At 37.7% G+C, this 22,690-nt stretch carries 24 protein-coding genes; 3 read left to right on the top strand and 21 right to left on the bottom strand.

Annotated features, from left to right (window positions below):
• Positions 1 to 5: 5 nt before the first annotated feature.
• Together ytxJ and LMD38_RS03510 are read right to left on the bottom strand one after the other, a co-directional pair.
• Complete coding sequence (gene ytxJ, locus LMD38_RS03515) at positions 6 to 332, bottom strand: bacillithiol system redox-active protein YtxJ (protein WP_001057460.1); 327 nt, start codon at positions 330 to 332, stop codon at positions 6 to 8.
• Positions 332 to 844: a DUF948 domain-containing protein gene (locus LMD38_RS03510; RefSeq protein ID WP_001197726.1), complete on the bottom strand. Its 513-nt coding sequence runs from the start codon at positions 842 to 844 to the stop codon at positions 332 to 334. Before LMD38_RS03510 ends, ytxJ begins: the two co-directional genes overlap by 1 nt.
• Before the next feature lie 187 nt (positions 845 to 1,031).
• Here LMD38_RS03510 and LMD38_RS03505 point away from each other — a divergent pair, with 187 nt between their 5' ends.
• Entirely contained in the window at positions 1,032 to 2,147 is a 1,116-nt protein-coding gene (locus LMD38_RS03505) for an aminopeptidase (protein ID WP_000654739.1), read from the top strand.
• Positions 2,148 to 2,181: 34 nt separating this feature from the next.
• On the opposite strand, the gene LMD38_RS03500 is transcribed toward LMD38_RS03505, so the two are convergent.
• From LMD38_RS03500 to LMD38_RS03430, 15 genes are all read right to left on the bottom strand, one after another.
• Positions 2,182 to 2,616 carry a hypothetical protein gene (locus LMD38_RS03500; protein ID WP_061183821.1) on the bottom strand — a complete coding sequence of 145 codons (435 nt, stop codon included), beginning with the start codon at positions 2,614 to 2,616 and terminating at the stop codon, positions 2,182 to 2,184.
• Between the two features lie 15 nt (positions 2,617 to 2,631).
• On the bottom strand, positions 2,632 to 2,814 hold the full coding sequence (locus LMD38_RS03495) for a hypothetical protein (RefSeq protein ID WP_061183820.1): 183 nt from the start codon (positions 2,812 to 2,814) through the stop codon (positions 2,632 to 2,634).
• Complete coding sequence (locus LMD38_RS03490) at positions 2,811 to 3,215, bottom strand: PH domain-containing protein (RefSeq protein ID WP_061183819.1); 405 nt, start codon at positions 3,213 to 3,215, stop codon at positions 2,811 to 2,813. Before LMD38_RS03490 ends, LMD38_RS03495 begins: the two co-directional genes overlap by 4 nt.
• Before the next feature lie 76 nt (positions 3,216 to 3,291).
• Complete coding sequence (locus LMD38_RS03485) at positions 3,292 to 3,783, bottom strand: GNAT family N-acetyltransferase (protein WP_016718688.1); 492 nt, start codon at positions 3,781 to 3,783, stop codon at positions 3,292 to 3,294.
• On the bottom strand, positions 3,780 to 4,328 hold the full coding sequence (locus LMD38_RS03480; protein WP_016718689.1) for a GNAT family N-acetyltransferase: 549 nt from the start codon (positions 4,326 to 4,328) through the stop codon (positions 3,780 to 3,782). Before LMD38_RS03480 ends, LMD38_RS03485 begins: the two co-directional genes overlap by 4 nt.
• Positions 4,329 to 4,526: 198 nt before the next feature.
• Complete coding sequence (murC, locus tag LMD38_RS03475; RefSeq protein ID WP_000219470.1) at positions 4,527 to 5,837, bottom strand: UDP-N-acetylmuramate--L-alanine ligase; 1,311 nt, start codon at positions 5,835 to 5,837, stop codon at positions 4,527 to 4,529.
• Between the two features lie 252 nt (positions 5,838 to 6,089).
• Complete coding sequence (locus LMD38_RS03470; protein ID WP_000658369.1) at positions 6,090 to 7,208, bottom strand: nicotinate phosphoribosyltransferase; 1,119 nt, start codon at positions 7,206 to 7,208, stop codon at positions 6,090 to 6,092.
• 61 nt (positions 7,209 to 7,269) lie between these two features.
• A complete protein-coding gene (locus LMD38_RS03465) occupies positions 7,270 to 11,223 on the bottom strand; it encodes a DNA translocase FtsK (protein WP_228920180.1) in 3,954 nt (1,317 codons plus the stop codon).
• 155 nt (positions 11,224 to 11,378) lie between these two features.
• Complete coding sequence (locus LMD38_RS03460) at positions 11,379 to 12,335, bottom strand: N-acetylmuramoyl-L-alanine amidase (RefSeq protein ID WP_062822647.1); 957 nt, start codon at positions 12,333 to 12,335, stop codon at positions 11,379 to 11,381.
• A 40-nt stretch (positions 12,336 to 12,375) separates the two neighbouring features.
• The gene (locus LMD38_RS03455) at positions 12,376 to 12,720 is read right to left on the bottom strand and encodes a hypothetical protein (protein ID WP_062822646.1); all 345 of its coding nucleotides are present in this window, start codon (positions 12,718 to 12,720) and stop codon (positions 12,376 to 12,378) included.
• Between the two features lie 195 nt (positions 12,721 to 12,915).
• Complete coding sequence (gene ytpR, locus LMD38_RS03450) at positions 12,916 to 13,530, bottom strand: YtpR family tRNA-binding protein (protein ID WP_001006759.1); 615 nt, start codon at positions 13,528 to 13,530, stop codon at positions 12,916 to 12,918.
• Complete coding sequence (locus tag LMD38_RS03445; protein WP_062822645.1) at positions 13,527 to 14,339, bottom strand: DUF1444 domain-containing protein; 813 nt, start codon at positions 14,337 to 14,339, stop codon at positions 13,527 to 13,529. The genes ytpR and LMD38_RS03445 overlap by 4 nt, the downstream gene beginning before the upstream one ends.
• A gap of 78 nt (positions 14,340 to 14,417) precedes the next feature.
• Positions 14,418 to 14,732, bottom strand: coding sequence for a thioredoxin family protein (locus LMD38_RS03440; RefSeq protein WP_000838188.1), 315 nt, complete (start codon positions 14,730 to 14,732; stop codon positions 14,418 to 14,420).
• Between the two features lie 83 nt (positions 14,733 to 14,815).
• Entirely contained in the window at positions 14,816 to 15,325 is a 510-nt protein-coding gene (locus LMD38_RS03435; RefSeq protein ID WP_016718693.1) for a DUF84 family protein, read from the bottom strand.
• A 278-nt stretch (positions 15,326 to 15,603) separates the two neighbouring features.
• Positions 15,604 to 16,677: a M42 family metallopeptidase gene (locus LMD38_RS03430; protein WP_001031515.1), complete on the bottom strand. Its 1,074-nt coding sequence runs from the start codon at positions 16,675 to 16,677 to the stop codon at positions 15,604 to 15,606.
• Between the two features lie 148 nt (positions 16,678 to 16,825).
• Between LMD38_RS03430 and LMD38_RS03425 the strand changes: the two genes are divergently transcribed.
• Positions 16,826 to 17,137, top strand: coding sequence for a PepSY domain-containing protein (locus LMD38_RS03425; protein ID WP_000118543.1), 312 nt, complete (start codon positions 16,826 to 16,828; stop codon positions 17,135 to 17,137).
• 236 nt (positions 17,138 to 17,373) lie between these two features.
• On the opposite strand, the gene LMD38_RS03420 is transcribed toward LMD38_RS03425, so the two are convergent.
• Entirely contained in the window at positions 17,374 to 18,228 is an 855-nt protein-coding gene (locus tag LMD38_RS03420) for a YtnP family quorum-quenching lactonase (RefSeq protein ID WP_062822644.1), read from the bottom strand.
• A 69-nt stretch (positions 18,229 to 18,297) separates the two neighbouring features.
• Positions 18,298 to 18,951: a tRNA (guanosine(46)-N7)-methyltransferase TrmB gene (gene trmB, locus LMD38_RS03415; RefSeq protein ID WP_001239380.1), complete on the bottom strand. Its 654-nt coding sequence runs from the start codon at positions 18,949 to 18,951 to the stop codon at positions 18,298 to 18,300.
• A 233-nt stretch (positions 18,952 to 19,184) separates the two neighbouring features.
• Here trmB and LMD38_RS03410 point away from each other — a divergent pair, with 233 nt between their 5' ends.
• Positions 19,185 to 19,463, top strand: a complete 279-nt coding sequence (locus LMD38_RS03410; protein ID WP_001122234.1) for a YtzH-like family protein — start codon at positions 19,185 to 19,187, stop codon at positions 19,461 to 19,463.
• A gap of 3 nt (positions 19,464 to 19,466) precedes the next feature.
• Here LMD38_RS03410 and LMD38_RS03405 read toward each other — a convergent pair whose 3' ends face one another.
• Positions 19,467 to 20,264 carry a phosphotransferase family protein gene (locus LMD38_RS03405; protein WP_001055736.1) on the bottom strand — a complete coding sequence of 266 codons (798 nt, stop codon included), beginning with the start codon at positions 20,262 to 20,264 and terminating at the stop codon, positions 19,467 to 19,469.
• 229 nt (positions 20,265 to 20,493) lie between these two features.
• A complete protein-coding gene (pulA, locus tag LMD38_RS03400) occupies positions 20,494 to 22,635 on the bottom strand; it encodes a type I pullulanase (RefSeq protein ID WP_062822643.1) in 2,142 nt (713 codons plus the stop codon).
• Between the last annotated feature and the right edge of the window lie 55 nt (positions 22,636 to 22,690).

Raw genomic sequence — 22,690 nt, 5'->3', positions numbered from 1 at the left:
TCTTTTTACTTAATATTCTCTTCTAAAACATCTTTTTTAATGTTCCAATGAGACGTATTCCATACTACCATCCCATCTTTTATGTATAACACTTGCGGAGATTCATGTTTCATGCTGTACTGTTCTGCAACACGATTCGAAACATCTCTCGCATCTTGTACGTATAAGTAATACGCTGGTACCGCTCTTTCTTCACTACAATAAGCTTGAAATTCTGTATAGGCACCATGACTAATCGGGCATGTCGTACTATGTTTAAAAAGAACATAAGGCTCGTTTTTTTCTATTAATACTTCGAGCTCTTCAATTGTTTCAAGTTTTGTCATATTCATTACGATTCACCTCTCATACGAAGTCTAGAGCGCTTCTCTTTCTTTTCAGCTTTTTTCTCAAGTCTTTCTAATTTACGCTCTTCTTTTTCAACCTTTTTCTCTTGTCTTGTCGCACGATAATGATTGTATACTTCAATTGCTGCACTACTCCACTGTACAACTTGCGCTACTTTATCTGCATTATTTTCAATTTCGTCCGTAACAGACTCTGATACATTACGAAGTTTCGTATTTAAGGAATGGATTGTCGTTCCAATTCCATCTACACCCGATACTACTTTATTTAATGATTGTGACTTCTGTTGAATGTCATCAGCTAACGCATTTGTTTTATGTAATAATTGCTCCGTCTCTACGCTAATTCCTTGCATTTGCTTTTCTAAACCTTCTAACGTGCTTGCAACGTTTTCTAACGTCTTCTGAACCGATAACAACGTTCTGCATACATACACTACTAATACAGCGAAAGCAACCGCGATAATAGCCGCACTTACATATAAAAGAACTTGCATTTCATCACTTCCTTTATCTTTTTCATACTTTCTCCTATTATACAATCATTTTCCGTTTCGTTCTAATCCCTATCTTTTCATTAGAATTTTCATACTTATTCGTTAACTTTAACATAAATGATTCAACAAATTCCACTAAGTAGGTTACAATAGGAGAGGATACATAATTAGTAGGGAGGCTTTACATATGAAAGATCCACGTATTGAAAAGTTAGCATACAATTTAATTAACTACTCTATTCGCTTACAAAAAGGCGAAAAAGTATTAATTGAAAACTTTGGCTTACAAAAAGAACTTGTAACTGCACTTGTAAAAGAAGCATATGCAGCTGGTGGTTTCCCATTCGTTTCTTTAAAAGATCATCAAGTAGATCGCTCTTTATTAATGGGTGCTACTGAAGAACATTTTGAACAAATCGCTGCATATGAAGCAAGCGTAATGAAAGATATGGACGCTTATATCGGTCTTCGCTCTGGCGATAACATTAACGAACAAGCTGACGTGCCAAGTGAAAGAATGCAAATTCATGGTCAAACAGTTGGTAAGAAAGTTCATAGAGACATTCGCGTTCCAAAAACACGCTGGGTTGTTCTTCGCTACCCAAATGCTTCTATGGCGCAGCTTGCTAAAATGAGCACAGAAGCTTTCGAAGACTTCTACTTCGAAGTTTGTAACTTAGACTACGGTAAAATGGATAAGGCGATGGATAGCCTTGTTACATTAATGAATAAAACAGATAAAGTGCGCCTAACTGGTCCTGGAACTGACTTAACATTCTCTATTAAAGACATTCCAGCAATTAAATGCTCAGGTCATTTAAACATTCCAGACGGTGAAGTATACTCTGCACCAGTTCGTGATTCTGTTAACGGTACAGTTTCTTACAACACGCCATCTCCTTACAACGGTTATACATTTGAAAATGTACAACTTAAGTTCGAGAACGGCCAAATCGTTGAAGCAACTGCAAACGATACAGAGCGCATTAACAAAATCTTCGATACAGACGAAGGCGCACGCTACGTTGGTGAGTTCGCAATCGGCGTAAACCCATACATCTTACATCCAATGGGAGACATCCTATTCGATGAAAAAATCGATGGCAGCTTCCACTTCACTCCTGGACAAGCTTACGACGATGCATGGAACGGCAATAACTCGAACATTCACTGGGATTTAGTGTGCATCCAACGTCCTGAATACGGCGGCGGCGAAATTTACTTCGACGACGTACTAATCCGTAAAGACGGACGATTCGTTGTACCTGAATTAGAAGCTTTAAACCCAGAGAACTTAAAATAATGAAAAACGCTCGGGATTTTTTCCGAGCGTTTTTTTAATACTTTAATAAGTCTTTCGCCACATCTTCTGGCACTTTAAAACTCATTTTCTTATTTTTCATTTCAACTTCAACATACGGGACATCTTTATATACTGTCATCGTACCAATTTCATGTAATTCCTTTTTATCTTTACTCGACTCCGATAATTTTGTTGTACCTTCTTGATACATTTTAAATGTTTTCCCTTGCGGAGTATCTAAAGGAGCCGACTGCATTTCCCACTTATTCATTTTCATGACTTCAAACAGCTTTTCAATTTCTTTCTTATCGGTAATTACTTTCTTTTCACTTGAATCAGTAAGTGATTCAATTTCAACTTTTTGTGCCTTTTCTAAGTTTAGATTCGTCTTTTCCTTCTTCGTACTACATCCTAGTAAAAGAAAAGATGCGGTTAGCAGAAATACAAATAACATAAGGACTTTTTTCATTTCTAATTCTCCTAACTATATAGAGCTACTTTTCTCGCCTTTCGTTTGCTGAAAATGAAAATAATATAAAAGCACCACTGCGATAGTACCTATTAATATTGGTACATATAAAGGCAGATCCCATTTCATATATCCCCTAGTGCAAATAACAATCACCAGCAATATTTCCAAACAAAACAAAGGTTTTACATATTTCATTTCTTACCTGTCATTTCTATTTTCACATGTGGGTTCTCTTTCTCGATAAGCGCCAAGAATTCAGTCATATGTTGCGGCATCGCCACCATATGTACTTTATACGCATTCGTCGTAATTTCTAGAGACTTCCCAACTTGACGAATGATTCTTATCTCTTTCAATACGATATCATCATTTAAAATACCGTACTTTAATACACCATTTTCTACTTTATGCTTTTTAATAAATACTTCCCAAACGAGTGGTACATTTACAAGGAAGCATAAACCCATTCCAATTAACGCTGTCATCCACTGCTCTTTATTTGTGACAATCATGACAAGTGGATACACAAACATAAAAGCTAACGTGAGACAAACGAAAATGACTACTGACTTACTTCTTTGAATCGGAAAATTCATATACGCACCCCCTAACCTAAATTATACCACTTTTTCCATTTTAGTAATAAAAAAAGGCCATTTCTACATGACCTTCTTAAACAATATATCTATAAAATTTCTTATCCACCTGCAACACTGGAAAACTTTTTGGCAACTCATCTATACTCACACTTTCAAAACCATTCTTTTCATAAAAGCGATGCGCCGCTAAAAATTTCACTGTCGTTCCTAAGTAAATATCCTTCAGCTTTTTATTCTCAGCCCACAAAATTGCTGTTTGGAGCAACTTATGTGATGCACCCCACTCTTTTCCGCGAAATTCTTTTTTTACGAACATTTTTCTTAACGCTATTTGATGATTCCCAATATCTAATAAAGCTACTGTTCCAACTACTTTACCATCATAAATTGCTACCCAAAAGTTGCCATGATTCCTTTGATAAAATGTTTCTATTTCAAGCAGGTCCGGCTGCTCTTCTTTCGTAATGGGGACATTGTACTCTTTTTTCTGAATATGAACGATAAGATCTACTACTTCATCTTGAAACGTACTTTCATACGGAATAATGCGTATCTTCTCGTTCATCGAATCTCCTTCCACTCTGAAGCTAGTAAACTATATACTGCGAGATCATGAAAATGATCGTATAACCATTCTTCATCTCTTAAAACACCATCTAACTTAAACCCTAAACGTTCTGGAATAGCGCGACTTTTCACATTTTCAATACCGCATCTAATTTCCATTTTATTTAATTTTAAATTCTCAAATGCATAGTGAAGTACAGCCTTCACGCTACGCGTCATAATACCTTTCCCACCAGCATCTTCTGCAAGATAATATCCGAGACTTGCCGCTTTCTTCCCCCAGCTCACTGGATGAATACCTACCATCCCAACGAGCTTTCCTTTATAACGTATGCCACTTTCAAAACCGTCTCCCTCTGCAAACTTCTTTAACCACATCGGACAAATCTCATTATAAGCATCAGCAGATTTCGTCCCATCTACCCAAGGAAGCCATCTTCTTAAATGGTTACGGTTTTGATCTATTAATTGATATAATTCCTCTTTATGATGCTTCTCTAATAATTGTAATTCGATTTCGTCGTCTACCCGGAGTGTGAACATGTTTTTTAGCTCCCCTTTTTATTTTTCTTATTATTCTAACACTTCTAAATAGAAAATGCCCATCTAATATATCAACGATTTTTAAAATATATCGACGATTCGACAAGGGATATCGACTTACCGACTAAATTCGACAACATTACTACACCCTACAACACAACAAAAAAAGACGCACAGCTAAGCTATGCGTCTTTTCTATTACTTCTCTGCAACTTGAACTTCTTTTACGTAAGCTGCTTCGAATTTTTGGATGTCTCCTGCGCCCATGAAAATGAGAACGCCGTTTTTATGTTTCTTTAATACATCCGTTGTTGTATCTGTAATTAATTCTGCACCGTCAATACGCTTTTGCAGATCTTCGATTGTTAATTCACCTTTGTTTTCGCGCGCTGATCCGAAAATATCACATAAGTATACTTGGTCAGCTTTGCTTAGGCTTTCCGCGAACTCATCTAAGAACTTTTCTGTACGTGAGAATGTGTGTGGCTGGAATACAGCGACAATTTCACGCTCTGGATGTTTTTGACGAGCTGCTTCAATCGTTGCATTAATTTCTGTCGGATGGTGTGCATAGTCATCAATAATAACTTGCTCTCCCATTGGCTTTTCATTAAAGCGACGTTTTACGCCTTCAAAAGTTGTTAGCTGATGCTTAACTGCCTCTACATCAACGTTTTCATAATGGCAAAGTGCGATTACTGCTAATGCATTTAATACGCTGTGGTTGCCGTATCCTGTAATTTTGAACGTGTCATAGTACGTATTACGAACGAATACATCGAAAATAGTACCATCTGTTCTCTTTTGAATGTTACGTGCTTGGAAATCATTATCTTCTCCAAATCCATAGAAAATAACAGGTACTTTCGCTTGAATTTTTTGAAGTTCTTCATCATCTCCACATGCAATAATGCCTTTTTTCACTTGCAATGCCATCTCTTGGAATGCACTGAATACATCATTGATATCTGTGAAATAATCCGGATGATCAAAATCAATGTTTGTCATAATCGCATAGTCTGGATTGTAAGACAAGAAATGACGACGATACTCACAAGCTTCAAATACAAAATACTTACTATTTTCTACCCCATGCCCTGTTCCATCTCCAATAAGGTAAGATGTAGGGTGTGCACCTTGCATTACATGGGCTAACAAACCAGTTGTTGATGTTTTTCCATGTGCACCAGTTACAGCAACACTTGTGTATTGATTCATAAGGTCACCTAAGAAGTGATGGTAACGATGTACTGGGATATTTAATTCTTTTGCTGCTACGATTTCTTCATGCGTATCAGGAAATGCATTTCCTGCAATAATCACTTGTCCTTCTTTTACATTACTTTTATCAAAAGGAAGAATCGAGATACTACGCTTTTCCAACGCTGTTTGTGTAAAGAAACGCTTTTCATAATCAGACCCTTGAACAGTATGCTTCATGTCATGAAGAATTTGCGCTAATGAACTCATTCCTGTTCCTTTAATTCCTACAAAATGGTAAACTGTCATCTTAAAGAACCTCCAACATTTCGAACTAATACAACGGCCTATCTATAAGACAGTATATGAATCTTTTCTTATTTTGGTAATCATCATACATTTTTGATGTAGTGAAGTTATTCTTCCCTTCACTTATCAGGATAAACTCGTACGTACTTCTTTTTTATGTCCATAACAAATCCATTATAGCAAAAAAGAAGCCGCTATACTATGATAACAGAAAAACTGATAGGGTCAATCACCTATCAGTTTTTCTCTCTTTTACATATCTTCTCTTTTTTCTAATTGAACACGCTCTAAACGTGGGTTTGGACGATATTTACGACCAGCTTTCGCTTCTGGTTTTCCATTTAATTCTACGTTATCACCAGTAAAGCCAATATTCATTTTTAATAAGCTACTTCCTACTCCGTATATATCAACAGGTACGTTTTGAGCTTCAAATTCACGAATACGCTTCTCATCAAATCCACCAGTTACAACGATGTCTACATGCTGGAATCCTTCTTCATCAAGTGCTTTACGAAGTGCGAATACGAGCGATGGATTTACACCACGTGGATCAAATGTTCCAAGTACTTCTGGGTGGCGAATGAAGTATTGATCAATCATCGTACGGGACGTATCTACACGTACACCTTTTAATGTTGATCCAAATTCACGCGCTACGCGAAGTGCATCTGTAATAACATCATTGTTGTAATCAATTAATACAACTAATTCGTCTTCTGGGAATTTCTTATGATATGCTTTTGCTGCTTCCACAACATCACCATTAAACATTTGAATTAATGCGTGAGGCATCGTCCCCATACCACTTTTGCCCCACCATTCATTCATCGCATGCGTCGCTTGTGCGCTCATACCTCCGATGTATGCTGCATAACCGTCACCAGCTTGTTGTGTATAATGATCATCACGATCTCCCATGAAAATAACTGGTTTTTCTTTATCTACGCTACGCGCAGCTTGGACAACGTTATATACGTTTGTCGCAACCGATGTACGACGAGCTAAAATCCCATCAATGACACCTTCTAAAAATCCGAAATTTTCATAAGGACCATGAATTGTTAACACTGTTTCAAATGGACTAATTTTATCGCCATCTTTTAAAGAGTTAATCTCAAGTTCCTCAGGATTTTTAGCGAATGTTTGTAGCAATGCAATGACTTCGTCTGTTCCGCAAAGAACTGCATTTTCCTTTTGGAAAAATTGCATCGTTACAACACTTTTCGGGCGAAATTCTTCGATGATTTCTCTAGTCTTTAAAAAGTAAACGGCAGAGAACCAACCTTCTCCAACGCGTTCGTCAAATTTAAATGTTTTATTTGTTAGTCTATTTATTTCACCTTTTAATTTTAATTCAATTTCTTTCATGTCGCTTTACTCCCTACTTTACTATCCAACATTTTCTCTTAGTATACAGCAAAACCGTTTACTATACATTTGTTTCCTGCATAGCGGCAAATTCATCCTCAGAAATAAGGACATCTCTTGGCTTCGTTCCTCTACCTTCAGAAATAATTCCTTGCGATTCCATCTCTTCAATGAGACGTGCCGCGCGATTATAACCGATGCGGAATTTTCGCTGTACAGAAGATGTGGACGCTCCCCCTTGTTCTACAACAAATTGACATGCATCAAGGAACAATTCGTCTTCCGACTCAGCCTGTTCTGTTTTCGCTAATAAATCCTCTTGCTTAAATAAGTAATTCGGTTTCATTTGCTTTTTCACATGATCAACTGTCTTTTCAATCTCATCATCCGATACATATACACCTTGTACACGAACTGGCTTAGATGTACCGTTCCCTAAGAATAACATATCACCACGGCCAAGTAATTTCTCCGCGCCCCCAATATCAATAATCGTACGCGAATCAACTTGAGATGATACAGTAAACGCAATACGCGTTGGAATGTTTGACTTAATTAAACCTGTAATAACATCTACAGATGGACGCTGCGTCGCTACTAATAAATGAATACCACAAGCACGTGCTTTTTGCGCAATACGACAAATCGCTTCCTCAACATCACCAGGTGCTACCATCATTAAGTCGGCTAACTCGTCAATGACAATAACGATATAAGGTAATGTCTCTCCCGGAATTTCTCGCTCACTTACAATCGTATTATAACGAGTTAAATCACGAGCTCCTGCGTGCGCAAATAATTCATAACGGCGCTCCATTTCTTCAACTGCCCATTTTAATGCAGCTGTCGCTGCTTTTACATCCGTAATAACAGGTGCTACAAGATGTGGAACAGAATTGTATGGTGCAAGCTCAACCATCTTCGGATCGATTAACATTAACTTCACTTCATGCGGTTTCGCTTTATATAAAATGCTCGTTAAAATGGCGTTAATACACACACTTTTACCAGAACCTGTTGCACCCGCAATAAGTCCGTGTGGCATTTTTCGAATATCCGTTACAATTGGATCACCTGAAATATCAAGTCCAAGCGCAACTGTAAGCGGTGATTCGCTCTTTGTAAACACAGGACTTCTTAAAATTTCACGAAGAAATACTGGCTTGCTTTCTTTATTTGGAACTTCGATTCCAATCGCACTCTTCCCTGGAATCGGTGCTTCAATACGAATATCTTTTGCCGCTAAACTTAGCTTAATATCATCACTTAAGTTTGTAATTTTATTTACTTTCACACCTGGATCTGGCTGTACCTCAAAACGAGTTACTGCTGGACCTTGCGATACATTAATAACATGTGCGCCAACGTGGAAATTATTAAACGTTGTATCTAATAATTCTTTCTGTTCTTCCAACCATTCCGTATTATCTAACGCTGCTTGCTGCGGAATCGATAGCAATGTTAACGACGGAATCGTATACGTCGGTGGTGTTTGCAATACATTTCGCACATCATTCTCTCTTTGATTTACAACATATGCTTTCTCTTCTACTTCCGTACTTGAAATTGGCTTTTGTACTTGTTGAGATTCTACTACCACTTGCTGCACTGGGCGTTCTTCTACTTGTGGTTCTACTACTACTTGTTGCATTGGTTGTTCTTCTGTTTGTGGCTCTACTACTACTTGTTGCATTGGTTGTTCTTCCACTTGTGGTTCTACCACTACTTGCTGCATTGGTTGTTCTTCCACTTGTGGTTCTACTGCCACTTGCTGCATTGGTTGTTCTTCCACTTGTGGTTCTACTGCCACTTGCTGCATTGGTTGTTCTTCCACTTGTGGTTCTACTGCCACTTGCTGCATTGGTTGTTCTTCCACTTGTGGTTCTACTACTACTTGCTGCATTGGTTGTTCTTCTACTTGGTGTACAGGCTTATTCTCTACTCGTTCTTTCATAGAAGGTTGCATTGCATTCGTTCTAGCTGCATGTCTTTCCACTAATCGCGCTCTATCTTGTTTCAACATAACAACATTGAATGGTACGTGACGCTTTTTCTCACGTTTAGGTTCTTCTTTTTGTACAACTGGTGGCTCTTCTGCGACCGGTGTTTCCTCTGCAACTGGTTGTTCTTCTTCAATCACTGTTTCTTCCACAACTGGTTGTTCTTCTACGACCGGTGTTTCTTCTACAACTGATTGTTCTTCTTCAATCGCTGCTTCTTCCACAACTGGTGGCTCTTCTACGACCGGTGTTTCCTCTGCAACTGGTTGTTCTTCTTCAATCACTGTTTCTTCCACAACTCGTTGTTCTTCTTCAATCACTGCTTCTTCCACAACTGGTTGTTCTTCTTCAATCACTGCTTCTTCAATCACTGCTTCTTCTACAACTGATTGTTCTTCTTCAATCGCTGCTTCTTCTGCAATTAAAACGTCCGCAAAGCTTTGAACATCTTTTTTCGTTTGTTCATCAGCTTCAGCAACATGTATGAATTCATTCTTTTGTTCGATTGCTTCATTTAACACCATTTCTTGCTGCGTTTCCTCAAGTACTACAGGTTCGGCTTCTTCTGGTGCTTTTGTTTCCGCAATTACTTCCACTTCTTCTGACTCTTCTGCTTCCGCAATTACTTCTACTTCTTCTGACTCTTCTGTTTCCGCAATTACTTCCACTTCTTCTGACTCTTCTGCTTCCGCAATTACTTCTACTTCTTCTGACTCTTCTGTTTCCGCAATTACTTCCACTTCTTCTGACTCTTCTGTTTCTGCAATTACTTCCACTTCTTCTGATTCTTCTGTTTCTGCAATTACTTCCACTTCTTCTGACTCTTCTGTTTCTGCAATTACTTCCACTTCTTCTGACTCTTCTGTTTCTGCAATTACTTCCACTTCTTCTGATTCTTCTGCTTCCGCAATTACTTCCACTTCTTCTGATTCTTCTGTTTCTGTAATTACGTCTACCTCTTCAAATTCTTCTGGTATTTCCACAATGATTGTTTCTTCAAGCTTTTCTTCTGCTTTGACAATCACTGATTCTTCTGGAGCTTGCTTTTCTACTTCAATAGTAGGTTGGTCTATTTCTGTATTACGTTTCATTTCTTCTAATAATATTGTATCCTCGTGCTCTACTTTAGAAGCTAATGATTCTGTTTGTAGAACATTTTCTACCACTACATCTTTTTCTTGCTTCGCATCTTCCATACGCTCAGCAATTGTTTCATGAAGTAATTCAGCCGCTGGAACTTCCTGCGGTGCACTCATTTCTTGAGCCACTTCTTTTTCTTCTACTATAGGCTCTTGGCGTTCGATTTCATAACCGTTTTTCTCTAGCCATTGATCGACAACTGACTTTTCTTCCTTTTTACTCTGTTGATCTTGCTCTTCAACTCTTTCATGACTGGAAGAAGTCGGTGCTTGCCCTTCTGAGAAATGAGATAATGTATATCCTTTTTTCTCTAGCCATGCATCAACGACTGATTTGCCCTCTACAGATATTTCAAGGTCTTCTCTTTCCTTTACTTCCTCCTGCTTTTCTTCCTTTTTCTCTACTGAAGGACGATTATATCCGTAAATTGGCGAAATCATTTCTGTTGGACGAAATGGTCTACGGTTACTTTCTTGCGCTGGTGTAGATGCTTTCTTTACGACAGGCTCTCGCTCCGGTTCATATTGCATTTCCGGCTCTTCATATGTAGAAACTACCTTCTCCACATACTGTCGTCTGCTTCTTTCCACTTTAATTCCTCTTTGAATAGGCGACTCTTTATATGTTACAGCTTGAACAGGTTGTTCTTCAAAACGCCCTGTTTCTATAACATCCTCTTCATCGAACCCATTATCCGGTACTAATGGAAAACGGCATTTACCTGCATTCCTACTTGCCATTTGTGCTTCTCTTGCTTCGGTGTAGTGGTTTACACGAGGAATTTTCGGCTGACTTTCAACTTGCTTTTGTACTTCTTTATTCATCGCTGTTTGTTCTTCCTCTTTGTTAAACAGCTTTTTCATCCAATCTAACATGCTTACCACTCTTTCTACTAAATAGTAACATCCTTTATTGTATCAGCATTCGGCAAAAAGTGCAGGTAAAATTAAGCATGTCATATTTATCCATAATATTCTAATTTACGAGTGTTTTCATATAGAAAAACGCATTCTTACATGTAAGAATGCGTTTAAGCTTTACTCTTCCGATATTCATCTACACTATCCGTTACACTTTGCAATAAAGAATTTACATACTGCGGGTCAGATAATTTTTTATCTTCTTCATGGTTTGACATAAACCCAAGTTCTAATAGTACGCCAGGTACTTTGGACCAATTGAATCCCGAAAGATCATCCCTGAATTTAATTCCACTTACTTTCACTTGCTGATTTTCTCTCATTTTATTTACTATCGTTTGAGAGATTTGAAGGCTTTCCGCATAAATCTCTTTCGTATACGGACTTCCTTCTGCCGGCGTCAATACAGCGAATCCACTTTGATTCGGATTTTCAGAACCATCTGCATGAAGACGTAAAAACAAGTTTGCCTTATGAGCATTCGCAAATGTCGCGCGTTCTTTATTACTTATATCCACATCTTGTGACGTTCTCGTCATCAATACTTGCATTCCCTTTGCTTCTAACTTTTCTTTTAATACGAAAGCCATTTCTAATACAAGAACAGCCTCTCTTTTTTTCGTCACAACACCAGTTGTACCATCTGTCACTTTATATTTTTGCGTCGTTGCGCCTGGCCCAATCGGCTCTAAATTTAAATTTGCTTTTTGTTGGTGGCCTGGATCAATAACAACGAGAAACTTTCCTTGTTTTTCATTACTCTCTACTTTTTGTTCATTATTTTGCACTGGTTGCTCTACTGGCTGCGCTGGCGTAGATTCCTCTTTCTTTTCTTCGGCCGGCACTTCCTCCTGCTTTTGCTCCACTTGCTCATTTGTTTGAACTGCTTGCGGTTCTTCTTTCTTTTCTTGTTCTTCTTGCTGCTTTTCTACCGGTGCGTCTTCCTTTTTATTGTCGCTTGTTTCTTTTATAGAAGATGTTGTTTCTTTTTTCGGCTGCTCTTGTGAACAACCGGCCATATATATTCCAATGAATGCAATCATGCTCATTATTTTTATATACTTCATGTTTTTCTCCCATCACTTTGCACCGATCTCGCAGTTTTTCTTATAATTGTTTTATAATCTCATCCATATTTCCAATATAAACTGGATGCCATTTTTCTGTACCACGTTCTGCAGTATAAACCGGATAAGCGTCATCATCTATATTTACGAAAACTGGATCACCCATATCCGTTTCATATCCAATTGTAATCCATCCTTCTTGCCACTTTCCGTTTTCTTCACTTATTAATGAATTTTTATGTTTATCATATCGATAACCGATTTGTCCTTTTTCTAATTCATTTTCACTAAACAAATATATTTCATAGGAACCTAACTCGATATCTTGCTGTTTTGAAGTTTCAATTCGTTTCAGAAGTTCTGCGATTTTTAGTTGTTGTTTCATATTTCTATCCCCTTCTATTTTTCTAAATTTTAACTATTTTGTTTATAAAACACAATATAGATTTTAAGAAAAAAGGTGACATCCTTATGAATATGAACGATTTTCTACATATATCTATCACAACTCACAATATATCAAAGATTCAATAGAAAAGAGAGGCTGCCCAAAAGGACAACCTCTCTTTTCTTATACCAATTAAAATTTAAACTCTTGTCCAACTTCAAAGCTATCTTCTAATACAAGAATACCTTTTTCTTGTGGAGCATCTGGAAGCTCTAATTCACGTGCTGAACAAATCATTCCAGCAGAAGGAACTCCGCGAAGCTCAGCTGGCTTGATTAACATACCGCTTGGCATTACAGCGCCGATTTTTGCAACGACAACTTTTTGTCCTGCATCAACGTTTGGTGCACCACATACGATTTGTAATGTTTCTGTACCGATTTCTACTTTACAGATGTTTAACTTATCAGCATTTGGATGCTTTTCTTTTTCAGCTACATAGCCTACAACAAATTTTGGAGAAAGATCAGCTTCTACTGTTTCTTCAAAGCCGTTCTTCGCTAAAATTTCATTGATTTTTTCTACAAGCTCTTTCGTTAATGTAAGGTTACCTGTTTCTTTTACTTCTAAGTAAGAAGATGCATTAAAAATGTTGAATCCTGCTGTTTCGTTGCTTTCACGGTCATATACGCGTGCAACATCTCCTTTGCGATCAAAAGTACGGTTCTCTAAAGTAATATCTTGTAAGGCAACAATTAGAGTGTCACCAATTCCTTCAAGGTTGTAAAAAACGTTCACTTCGTTCATCCTTTCTCTTTTCCATCTTTCTTCTTCCGATTCTTCGCTAAAATAAAGATTGGTTCAAAGTCCCCATCTTCATATACGAATGAAAGTGATGTAATCGGAACATGCCCTTCGGCAAAAAATTTCATTGTCATTTGTGCAATAATATCATAACCGATTTCGTTGACGATATCAGCAATAATTAACACATCTTGGTGAGGAACAGCAACAACCATGTCACCAGAAATCTTTTCACGCATCGATTGTAGTAACGATTCGTTTAAAATACGAGTCGCATCATACCCATCATTTGTGTTTAAAAAGTAGAATGTATTACCTGCTACTGTGTCTTGTTTAAATTCATAACCTAATGAGCGAGCGTTGAATAATGCCATTTCACGTACTTGTTGCTCTGTAAGCCCTAATTTTTGTAATAAACGCTCGTCAATGAGACGATATGTTTTATTCGAATCTAGCGCATAGTAAATACGTGTTTCCGCCGTATGATCCGTCATAATAAACGGATTTCCTTCTTCTGCTTGTTTCGGGAAAGAAGTAGAGCGAATAACAGGTAAAATTTTCGCCGCGCTATTTTCTTCCTTATGCATCGCAATTAACGCCTCTTGTACGTAATAGGCAACCTCTTCAATCGCCTTTTCTTTATTCACTTCCCATTTTGCTACAACTCCTGGAAGCGATACGTTAATACCTTTTTTTGAGTCTTTCTGTTCTATACGTAGAACTTCTTTCTCACTATCATACTGAAAGTCCCATTCCGGGCGAGATAATCTCTTCATTAACTCGTCTTTCATCTTTTTACTTGTCATCTTCATCTCTTTTTCCTCCCTTCCAAAAAAATAACCTCCCCCGCGAAGGTAGAGGTTGTTTTACAATTCAATTGGCAAATTGCCTTATTTTAAACCTTCAATGAACTCTTCGATTTGTTCTTGTGTTTTACGATCTTTGTTTACATAGCGACCTGTTTCTTCACCTTTATTGTACGCTACAAAGCTCGGAATGCCAAATACGTCTAATTTTACGCATAGATCAATAAACTCATCACGATCTACATAGTAAAATGAGAAATCACTATATTTCTCTTCTACTTCTGGCATAAATGGATCTACGAAGCGGCAGTCTGGACACCATTCTGCTGAGAACATAAAGATTACATTCTCTTCATTTTTTAACTCTTGGAATTGCTCCATGCTTTCTAATGATTTCATCTATATTTCCTCCTCTAACGAGTGCATTTTTTCATGTTATAATCTTTCTTTTATACTACCATACATCGCGCACGGTGCAAGGTTTATGCTTGCTTTTCATCATACTTATATTGCCCAACAAGTAACTTAACAACGTGTACAAATAATTCCGTACGGTCCACATAATCATCCGTAAAAATACCGATCGCACCTTCATGACTACGAATATCTTTTCTCTGTACAAACTCTTCCATCACTTCACTTAACTCCTTACCACCTTCAAGAGGTGCTAAAAAATCATCTGGTAACGTAATACGTGCCCCGCCGGCAACGAATGTTTTACCATCACTTGTTGCTAGCGCGCCCCAATTACACATAAATAAACCGTGCTCTGTTTTCATTACGCCGCCTTCTAGTCCAATGCCAATTTGAGCTTCCCCTTCCTCTAGTGCTTGCTTCGCTCTATTGATCGCTCCTTGCATCGTCTCTTCATCTGAAAATGGCTGGTTTGCTACCCCTGAAGGAACAGAAAGAGATGTAATTGTAGCACCTTTCCAAACCTTCTCCACAGCTCCAACCTTCGTTTTATTCTTAGATCCAACTACTACTTTCATTTCATTCACCTCTATAAAAATTTATCATTTTCCCTTAATCAAATTGTTCTTTATACACGAATGCACGGCCACCACACATCGCTTGTTTGTCTCTTCACTCTAAAAAGAAGAGTTTTTCTCACAACATTGCGGACCTCGAACCAAAAAGCAACCTTACTCTCACTTCCTACCCGGGGTTTTAATCCCCCGTGCAAGAATCAATTAAGCACTAACCGCTACCATACATCGCTCGAGCATCTATTCAACCTAAAAAAAGAAGGGTTTTTCGCCCTTCTTCTCTACGCGTTATTCTTAATTGTCTCTAACGTCGTTTTATCCGTTGCTCTTACAAGCTTCGTAATTAGCTCTTTTGCTGCCGCATAATCATCCACATGTAAAATAGAAGCATGTGTATGAATGTAACGTGCGCAAACACCAATTACTGCTGATGGGATACCTGAGTTACTTGTATGTACACGGCCCGCATCTGTACCACCTTGCGAAATAAAGTATTGGTACGGAATGTTATGTGTTTCTGCTGTATCTAAAATGAATTCGCGCATTCCTCTATGCGTTACCATCGTACGGTCATAAATACGAAGAAGAGCACCTTTTCCTAATTGACCGAACTGTGTTTTGTCACCAGATGCATCGTTAGCTGGGCTTGCATCAAGCGCATAGAAAATGTCTGGTTGAATCATATTTGCAGCAGTTTGTGCACCGCGAAGACCAACTTCTTCTTGTACAGTCGCACCAGAGTATAATGTGTTTGGTAATGTTTCGTCTTTTAATTCTTTTAATAATTCGATTGCAAGGCCACATCCGTAACGGTTGTCCCAAGCTTTCGCCATAATTTTCTTTTCGTTTGCCATCGGCGTAAACGGGCAGATTGGCACGATTTGTTGTCCTGGTTTTACACCAATCTCAATCGCATCTTCATAGCTATCTGCGCCTATATCAATTAACATATTTTTTATATCCATCGGTTTTGCACGTTGCGCGTCACTTAATAAATGAGGAGGAATAGAACCAACAACCCCAATAACAGGGCCATTCTTCGTCATAACTTGAACGCGCTGAGCTAATAGTACTTGGCTCCACCAGCCGCCTAAAGTTTGAAAACGAAGCATTCCGTTTTTCGTAATTTGCGTAACCATGAAACCTACTTCATCCATATGACCTGCTACAAGAACACGCGGGCCAGTTTCATCCCCTTTTTTCAGACCAAATACGCTACCTAAACCGTCTTGTACAATTTCATCTGCATATTTGCTTAATTCTTGCTTCATAAAACGGCGTACATCATGTTCGAAACCTGATGCACCTTGTAATTCTGTTAACGTACGAAATAATTGTAATGTCTCTTTATTCACGAAGTCCCCTTCTTTCAAACCTTAGTAGAATACCTCTTTTATTGTAACGAAATTTTCGAAATGTTTCTAGTTTCTTCTTTTTTAGCTGTATTTGCTTTATAATTATTATCGGTACACTATTTTTATTTTATAGAATTGAGGTGAATATATGAGCTGGAAAGGTTTAGTAGCAGGTCTTGGCGTTGGGTTCGCAGCTGGTTATCTTGTTGCAAACAAAGTACAAGAACAATCCCATATTTCTTCAGAAAAAGCATTGAAAATGGTAAAACAAGCATTAAGTCATAAAGGTGAAATTACTGGCTCTTGGGTACATATGGTTCCAGAGACATTTGAAAAATATGATGTCGCGTATGAAGTGTATCGCGGCGGTCTTACAACGATGTTAAATGATATACAAGAACGATTTGAATTTTTAGTTGATGCTAAAACAGGTACTGTTTTAGAGGTTATAGCAGCATAAACAGGAGGGTTCCCATTAGGTGAACCTCTTATTTTTTAATTGCAGATAATGATTGAAATTATATCGGCGATTTTTCGAATATATCGACTGCAACTCCAAATATATCAGCGATTTTTCAAATATATTGACCGTAACTCAAATTATATCAGCGATTTTTCAAATATATCGACTTACCGACAAAAAACGACAACAAAAATGAGACTGCTCCAACAGACTGCTGGAACACCCTCCCATTTTTATGCTTCTATACCCGTTTTCCGTTCTATTTTTTCTACGATATGACCTTCCTCATTCCACTTTACTGCGCGATAATACGCGTCATGATAAAAAGTGAACCAAGCATCGTTTTCAGTGCCATACTTCATCCACTTTTGCTTATTTTCAATGGATGTCATCGGATAATCATCATAAGCCATTACCCATAATACATTTTGATGGGCGTGCGTCGGCAATAAGTCTGCTAAATGCAGCATTGTTTCTCCTTTGCTTTCTAAAGCGATAACTGCATGTCCATCACTATGACCGCCTGTATGTGCCATTTTTATTTCATCTGTAATTTCTATTTCTTGCTGAAACGTAATAACTTGGTCTACAATCGGCTCCCAATTTTCCTTCCAATATGTATTACGGGATCTAATATTTGGGTTCCTCATTTCATGCCACTCTGTTTCGCTTACGTAAACTTTCGCATTCGGAAAAGCTGGCACAAGGTGATCCCCTTCCCATTTTGTTAAGCCGGATGCATGATCAAAATGAAGATGCGTCATTAAAACGTAGTGGATATCCTCAGGCTTTAATCCTAGTTTTTCTAATGACTCATAAACCGATGATTCTTCTGTTACACCTTGGTTTCGCTTCATTTTCTCACTCAATTTACCGTTTCCTATTCCGGAATCAATGAGCATGTTGCCATCTTTCGTTTGTAAAAGTAACGGATCTGTTCGTAAATAAATATGATTTGTATCATTATGTTTATATTTACGTGACCAAAGTACTTTCGGCACAACGCCAAACATTGCTCCTCCGTCTAAATGTGTGTTCCCACCTTTTAACCACGTCACTTTTATATCTCCAACTTGTAACTGTTCCATTTTTCATCCCCCTTTTCTTTTAATACTAACATAAAATTCTGATTATTTTAGATACAAAAAACCTATGCATTACTGCATAGGCTCTGTACGATATTTTGCTTCTACTCGGTAAATACGATGACCTTTACTAGAGAATTTCTCTTCGTACTCAGTCATAATGTTACCTTCAAAGTCGCTGTTATGAAGATCTAAGCTTAAGTAAGTTAGTAACATACCATACTCCGCCATACTCATAAGAGAATATTCAAATAAACCTTGGTTATCTGTTTTGAAATGAATTTCTCCGCCTTCTACTAACACTTCTTCATAATTGCGTAAAAACGTTTTGTACGTTAAACGACGCTTCGTATGACGTTTCTTTGGCCATGGATCTGAGAAGTTTAAATAAACGCGATCAATCTCACCTTTTGCAAAGAAAACTGTTAAATCTTCAGCATCTTTATTAATTAACTTTAAGTTCGGTAATTCTTCTTCAATTAATTTATCCAGTGCATCTACAACAACACTTGTGAATTTTTCAATTCCAATATAATTAATATGTGGATTCGCTTTTGCCATATCATACATAAAGCGGCCACGACCTGTACCTACTTCGATGTGAATGGGTTGCTCATTTCCAAATACTTCTTTCCAGTTACCAGCGCGCTCCTCTGGGTTTCCGATTACGATATGTGAATACTCATTAATTCGATCCATTGCATATGGTTTATGTCTTAAACGCATAGATGTTTCCCTCTCTTTACATAGCTATTTTAAAGGAATAATTCCTTCTTTCTGTTTTTAATCAATCTACCAAACAAAAAACCAAGTACGTACGAGCACTCGGTCCGTTTCTTTCAAGTATAAGATATACCATTTTGATAAAAACTACATACAGCATTAAACATTCCATGACGAAACAGCTTTTTCTCTTACTTTTCTAAGAAGAGAAAAACAATCGAAAGGATGATCCGTTCATGCCAATTAATCAACAACATCAATTAGAAGTGCTGAAAGATATTTTAGTCAATCACCAAAGTGATTGTTGCGGGACAGTTTCTGAATGCGAGCAATTAGAGCGTCTCATTCAATCGTTACTCGCAAACGATAATATAAGTAGTGACGCTAAAGCAATGCTAAACGATGTATATTCTTATAGTCAATCGGGTAAATCTTCCTCTAATTTGGACAACCACATTTCCAATAATCAAGAACAACTTACTCAGTGGATTGCTGGAATGGACAATTTTTCTTAAGTATTACTCTGAAGCAAGTAGTTGCTGTAAATATTGATGCCAATATTCAGCTTCTGCTTGCTGCTTTTTTGTTGTATGCCATTGAATAGACAAAATCGTTTGTGCTATCACATACCATCTCATACGTTTAAGCAGCGATTCATCCATTTCAATATCATAGTAACCGAGCCACTCACTCCATTCTTGGCGCGGAATGTACCAATATAATAACATACCGAGGTCTAGAGCTGGGTCAGCAATTACAGCTCCATCCCAATCAATTAAAAACAACTCATCTTCATCCGACAATAGCCAATTGTTATGGTTTACATCACAATGGCATACAACGAATTCATTGTATTCAATATCTTTTAATGAATCCATTAAATATTGAAGACCTTGCTGAATTGTTTCCTCATCCCTTATATCTCCTCTTAAAACGAGTTGTAGCTGTTGTAATAACTCTTGTGCGTGAAGCGGCTGCTTCCCAAGTCTTTGAATCATCTGCACGAGTGCTTTAGAGGAGTGTATTTTTTTCAAAAGTTTCGCAACACGTTCTAGTTTCATATCCTCTGGCTCTAGCTTCTGTCCCGGAAGCCATTTTTGAGCAGAAATTACATCACCGTTCGTTACCCTTCTTGTCCAAAGTAATTTTGGAACAATTCCTTCTGCTGACAATACCGCTAAAAAGGGCGATGTATTCCGCTTTAAAAATAACTTCTGTTGTCCGTTTTGCGCAATATATGCATCGCCCGTTACTCCACCAGCCGGTACAAGACTCCACTCTTTTCCTAATAATTGTTCCAACCATTCCATATTCATTACCCGTTAACAAATCCTTATCTTTTATAGTTATGAAAAGAAAAACCGCAACATTTCTACACATGTTGTGGATTCATATATATTTTACTGTAAATGAAAAGAAAACTTGGCATAAGCCAAAAACTCTCTATTTTATTTTACAAAACCAGCCATAGAATGACAACTTATCAAAATCGTCACCTTTGTCAATTCTACATTTATTACATTCTCATCGTCAAGTAGCGATTTGTCACATTATCGTCAATATATACGTGCTAATCGGAGCGAGCCTAAGTTCCTTTCCTCTAAATGAAGAAATTGGCTCTATTTTAGCTTGCTTTTCGTTTACTAACACATGCCACGTTTCTTCTTTCGGAAGTTGCACCGTTTTCGCTTCTAAACTGCTATTAAATAAAACGACAATTTCTTTCCACGGTCCAAACGACTCTACATGCTCTAAATGATATGCAAGTACTTCTGGAGATGTTTGCAAAAAAGTCATGTGCTTTTTTATAAGGTCTGCATTTTGTAATCGGAATGCTCCGTGCTCTTTACGAATCGCAATTAAACCTTTTATATAGTTAACGGTCTCTATCTCTTTCTCTTTTCGATCCCAATCTAATTGATTAATTTCATCATTTGCATTATAACTATTTTCATTTCCTTGCTTCGTACGATAAAACTCTTGCCCAGCATGTAAGAAAGGGATGCCTTGCGACAGAATCACCATTGCAGTTGCTAGCAGGTGACGTTTTTTCAAAATCTCTTCCGACTCTTCATTACTGCGCATTAGTTTATCCCACATCGTCATATTGTCATGACATTCTACATAGTTAATGCTTTGCACAGGCTCTAGAAACAAACCTGTTTCTTTCATACTCAAAAGGCTTCCTGATGCAATATATTGCAAATGATTACAGTCTACATACCCACCAAATGCAAAACCACGTTTATTTATATGAAAGGTACTCCCTTTTATCCCATCACGAAATTGATCATTAAATTGCGCAATATGCGGCATTTTCTTTGCATTATTTAACGTTGCCTTTTCCTCTGGAGGAAGTGGTGTTTGTAGATCCCATCCTTCTCCTAATAGCAGTGCATCTCGCTTTATATTTCGCACTTCTTTTTCTATTATATTTATTGTATCAACATCTAAAATTCCCATTAAGTCGAACCGGAATCCATCAACATTGTACTCCGTAAGCCAATATAAAATAGACTCTACAATGAATTTCCTCATCATTTTCCGTTCAGATGCTATGTCATTTCCGACTCCCGTCCCATTAGAAGGCATACCATTTTCACCATGACGAAAATAATATCCTGGGACAAGCTTTTCAAATGATGAGAGCTCTCTTTCATACACATGATTATATACAACATCTATAATCACCCTAATGCCATGCTCATGAAATGTTTCAATCAGCTGTTTACACTCTACGATCCTGTTATACGGGTCAGAGGGATTTGTAGCATAAAATCCCGTTGGCGCATTGTAATATAATGGATTGTAACCCCAATTATATGCAGAGGAAGGGTTTGCCTCATCTACACCACCGAAACAATATAAAGGTAATAGTTCAACATGTGTAACACCCAAATCTTTTATATGAGACAAACCTGTTAACGTCCCATTTCGCCCTGTCGTTCCTTCTTCCATTAGTCCCTTATATGTTCCTTTTTTACTCACTCCACTGCCCGGATGAATAGTAGCATCACGAATATGCAGTTCATACAATATGGCATCTGTCATTGCTTGTAATGGTGGTAATTGCCCTCGCTTTGCTACATTCGTCTTTTCCAAATCAATAACAACGCCGTACTTCCCATTTACAGTCACTGATTTTGCATAAGGATCCACAGCTTCGTTCCATATTAAATTTATACAAACAAGAAATGTATACTTTTCCCCTGCTAAATCACCGTGCAATGTATGAGCCCAAACTCCATTTTCTTCTCTGTACATTTCGTAATCTGTATATTCTTTATCATTTTTATAAATTCGTACTTTCGCAAGCCTCGCAGTTGGAGCCCATACTTTAAATGTAGTTGCTTCCTTTTGGTGCACTGCCCCTAAATCTGTACCTTCGTAATAATACTTTTCATCGAAAATCGCTGTTCTTATGACAGCACCTATTTGTAAATCTGTTTCTTCATTCCGTTCATCTCGTACTGTATAATACTTCCCCACATCTAGCGGCTCTTCTATAAAGCACTCATACTTCGTTGCATCCGGAAGCGCAATTGTATGAGCAATCGGTAGATCTTTCACGTTACTTCCTTCTTGCAAACGAAATGTCCGACTTGTTCCATACGCATGTGGGAGCAAAATTGTAATTTTATTCATTTCATCTAAATAGGCATCAAATGGACGTTTTACTTTCAACATAAAAAAATCACCATCATTCTTAAAGTTAAAATGAAACGAGCTGCAAATGATAAGG

The organism is Bacillus pacificus (genome assembly GCF_020861345.1).
Taxonomy (GTDB): Bacteria; Bacillota; Bacilli; order Bacillales; family Bacillaceae_G; genus Bacillus_A; species Bacillus_A pacificus.
This window is presented reverse-complemented; position numbering and strand designations above follow the sequence as displayed.

What these genes read in the sequence shown, in the direction of transcription:
- ytxJ (WP_001057460.1), bottom strand. Translation starts at nt 332, where the DNA reads ATGAATATGACAAAACTTGAAACAATTGAAGAGCTCGAAGTATTAATA.
- LMD38_RS03510 (WP_001197726.1), bottom strand. Translation starts at nt 844, where the DNA reads ATGCAAGTTCTTTTATATGTAAGTGCGGCTATTATCGCGGTTGCTTTC.
- LMD38_RS03505 (WP_000654739.1), top strand. Translation starts at nt 1,032, where the DNA reads ATGAAAGATCCACGTATTGAAAAGTTAGCATACAATTTAATTAACTAC.
- LMD38_RS03500 (WP_061183821.1), bottom strand. Translation starts at nt 2,616, where the DNA reads ATGAAAAAAGTCCTTATGTTATTTGTATTTCTGCTAACCGCATCTTTT.
- LMD38_RS03495 (WP_061183820.1), bottom strand. Translation starts at nt 2,814, where the DNA reads ATGAAATATGTAAAACCTTTGTTTTGTTTGGAAATATTGCTGGTGATT.
- LMD38_RS03490 (WP_061183819.1), bottom strand. Translation starts at nt 3,215, where the DNA reads ATGAATTTTCCGATTCAAAGAAGTAAGTCAGTAGTCATTTTCGTTTGT.
- LMD38_RS03485 (WP_016718688.1), bottom strand. Translation starts at nt 3,783, where the DNA reads ATGAACGAGAAGATACGCATTATTCCGTATGAAAGTACGTTTCAAGAT.
- LMD38_RS03480 (WP_016718689.1), bottom strand. Translation starts at nt 4,328, where the DNA reads ATGTTCACACTCCGGGTAGACGACGAAATCGAATTACAATTATTAGAG.
- murC (WP_000219470.1), bottom strand. Translation starts at nt 5,837, where the DNA reads ATGACAGTTTACCATTTTGTAGGAATTAAAGGAACAGGAATGAGTTCA.
- LMD38_RS03470 (WP_000658369.1), bottom strand. Translation starts at nt 7,208, where the DNA reads ATGAAAGAAATTGAATTAAAATTAAAAGGTGAAATAAATAGACTAACA.
- LMD38_RS03465 (WP_228920180.1), bottom strand. Translation starts at nt 11,223, where the DNA reads ATGTTAGATTGGATGAAAAAGCTGTTTAACAAAGAGGAAGAACAAACA.
- LMD38_RS03460 (WP_062822647.1), bottom strand. Translation starts at nt 12,335, where the DNA reads ATGAAGTATATAAAAATAATGAGCATGATTGCATTCATTGGAATATAT.
- LMD38_RS03455 (WP_062822646.1), bottom strand. Translation starts at nt 12,720, where the DNA reads ATGAAACAACAACTAAAAATCGCAGAACTTCTGAAACGAATTGAAACT.
- ytpR (WP_001006759.1), bottom strand. Translation starts at nt 13,530, where the DNA reads ATGAACGAAGTGAACGTTTTTTACAACCTTGAAGGAATTGGTGACACT.
- LMD38_RS03445 (WP_062822645.1), bottom strand. Translation starts at nt 14,339, where the DNA reads ATGAAGATGACAAGTAAAAAGATGAAAGACGAGTTAATGAAGAGATTA.
- LMD38_RS03440 (WP_000838188.1), bottom strand. Translation starts at nt 14,732, where the DNA reads ATGAAATCATTAGAAAGCATGGAGCAATTCCAAGAGTTAAAAAATGAA.
- LMD38_RS03435 (WP_016718693.1), bottom strand. Translation starts at nt 15,325, where the DNA reads ATGAAAGTAGTAGTTGGATCTAAGAATAAAACGAAGGTTGGAGCTGTG.
- LMD38_RS03425 (WP_000118543.1), top strand. Translation starts at nt 16,826, where the DNA reads ATGAGCTGGAAAGGTTTAGTAGCAGGTCTTGGCGTTGGGTTCGCAGCT.
- LMD38_RS03420 (WP_062822644.1), bottom strand. Translation starts at nt 18,228, where the DNA reads ATGGAACAGTTACAAGTTGGAGATATAAAAGTGACGTGGTTAAAAGGT.
- trmB (WP_001239380.1), bottom strand. Translation starts at nt 18,951, where the DNA reads ATGCGTTTAAGACATAAACCATATGCAATGGATCGAATTAATGAGTAT.
- LMD38_RS03410 (WP_001122234.1), top strand. Translation starts at nt 19,185, where the DNA reads ATGCCAATTAATCAACAACATCAATTAGAAGTGCTGAAAGATATTTTA.
- LMD38_RS03405 (WP_001055736.1), bottom strand. Translation starts at nt 20,264, where the DNA reads ATGAATATGGAATGGTTGGAACAATTATTAGGAAAAGAGTGGAGTCTT.
- pulA (WP_062822643.1), bottom strand. Translation starts at nt 22,635, where the DNA reads ATGTTGAAAGTAAAACGTCCATTTGATGCCTATTTAGATGAAATGAAT.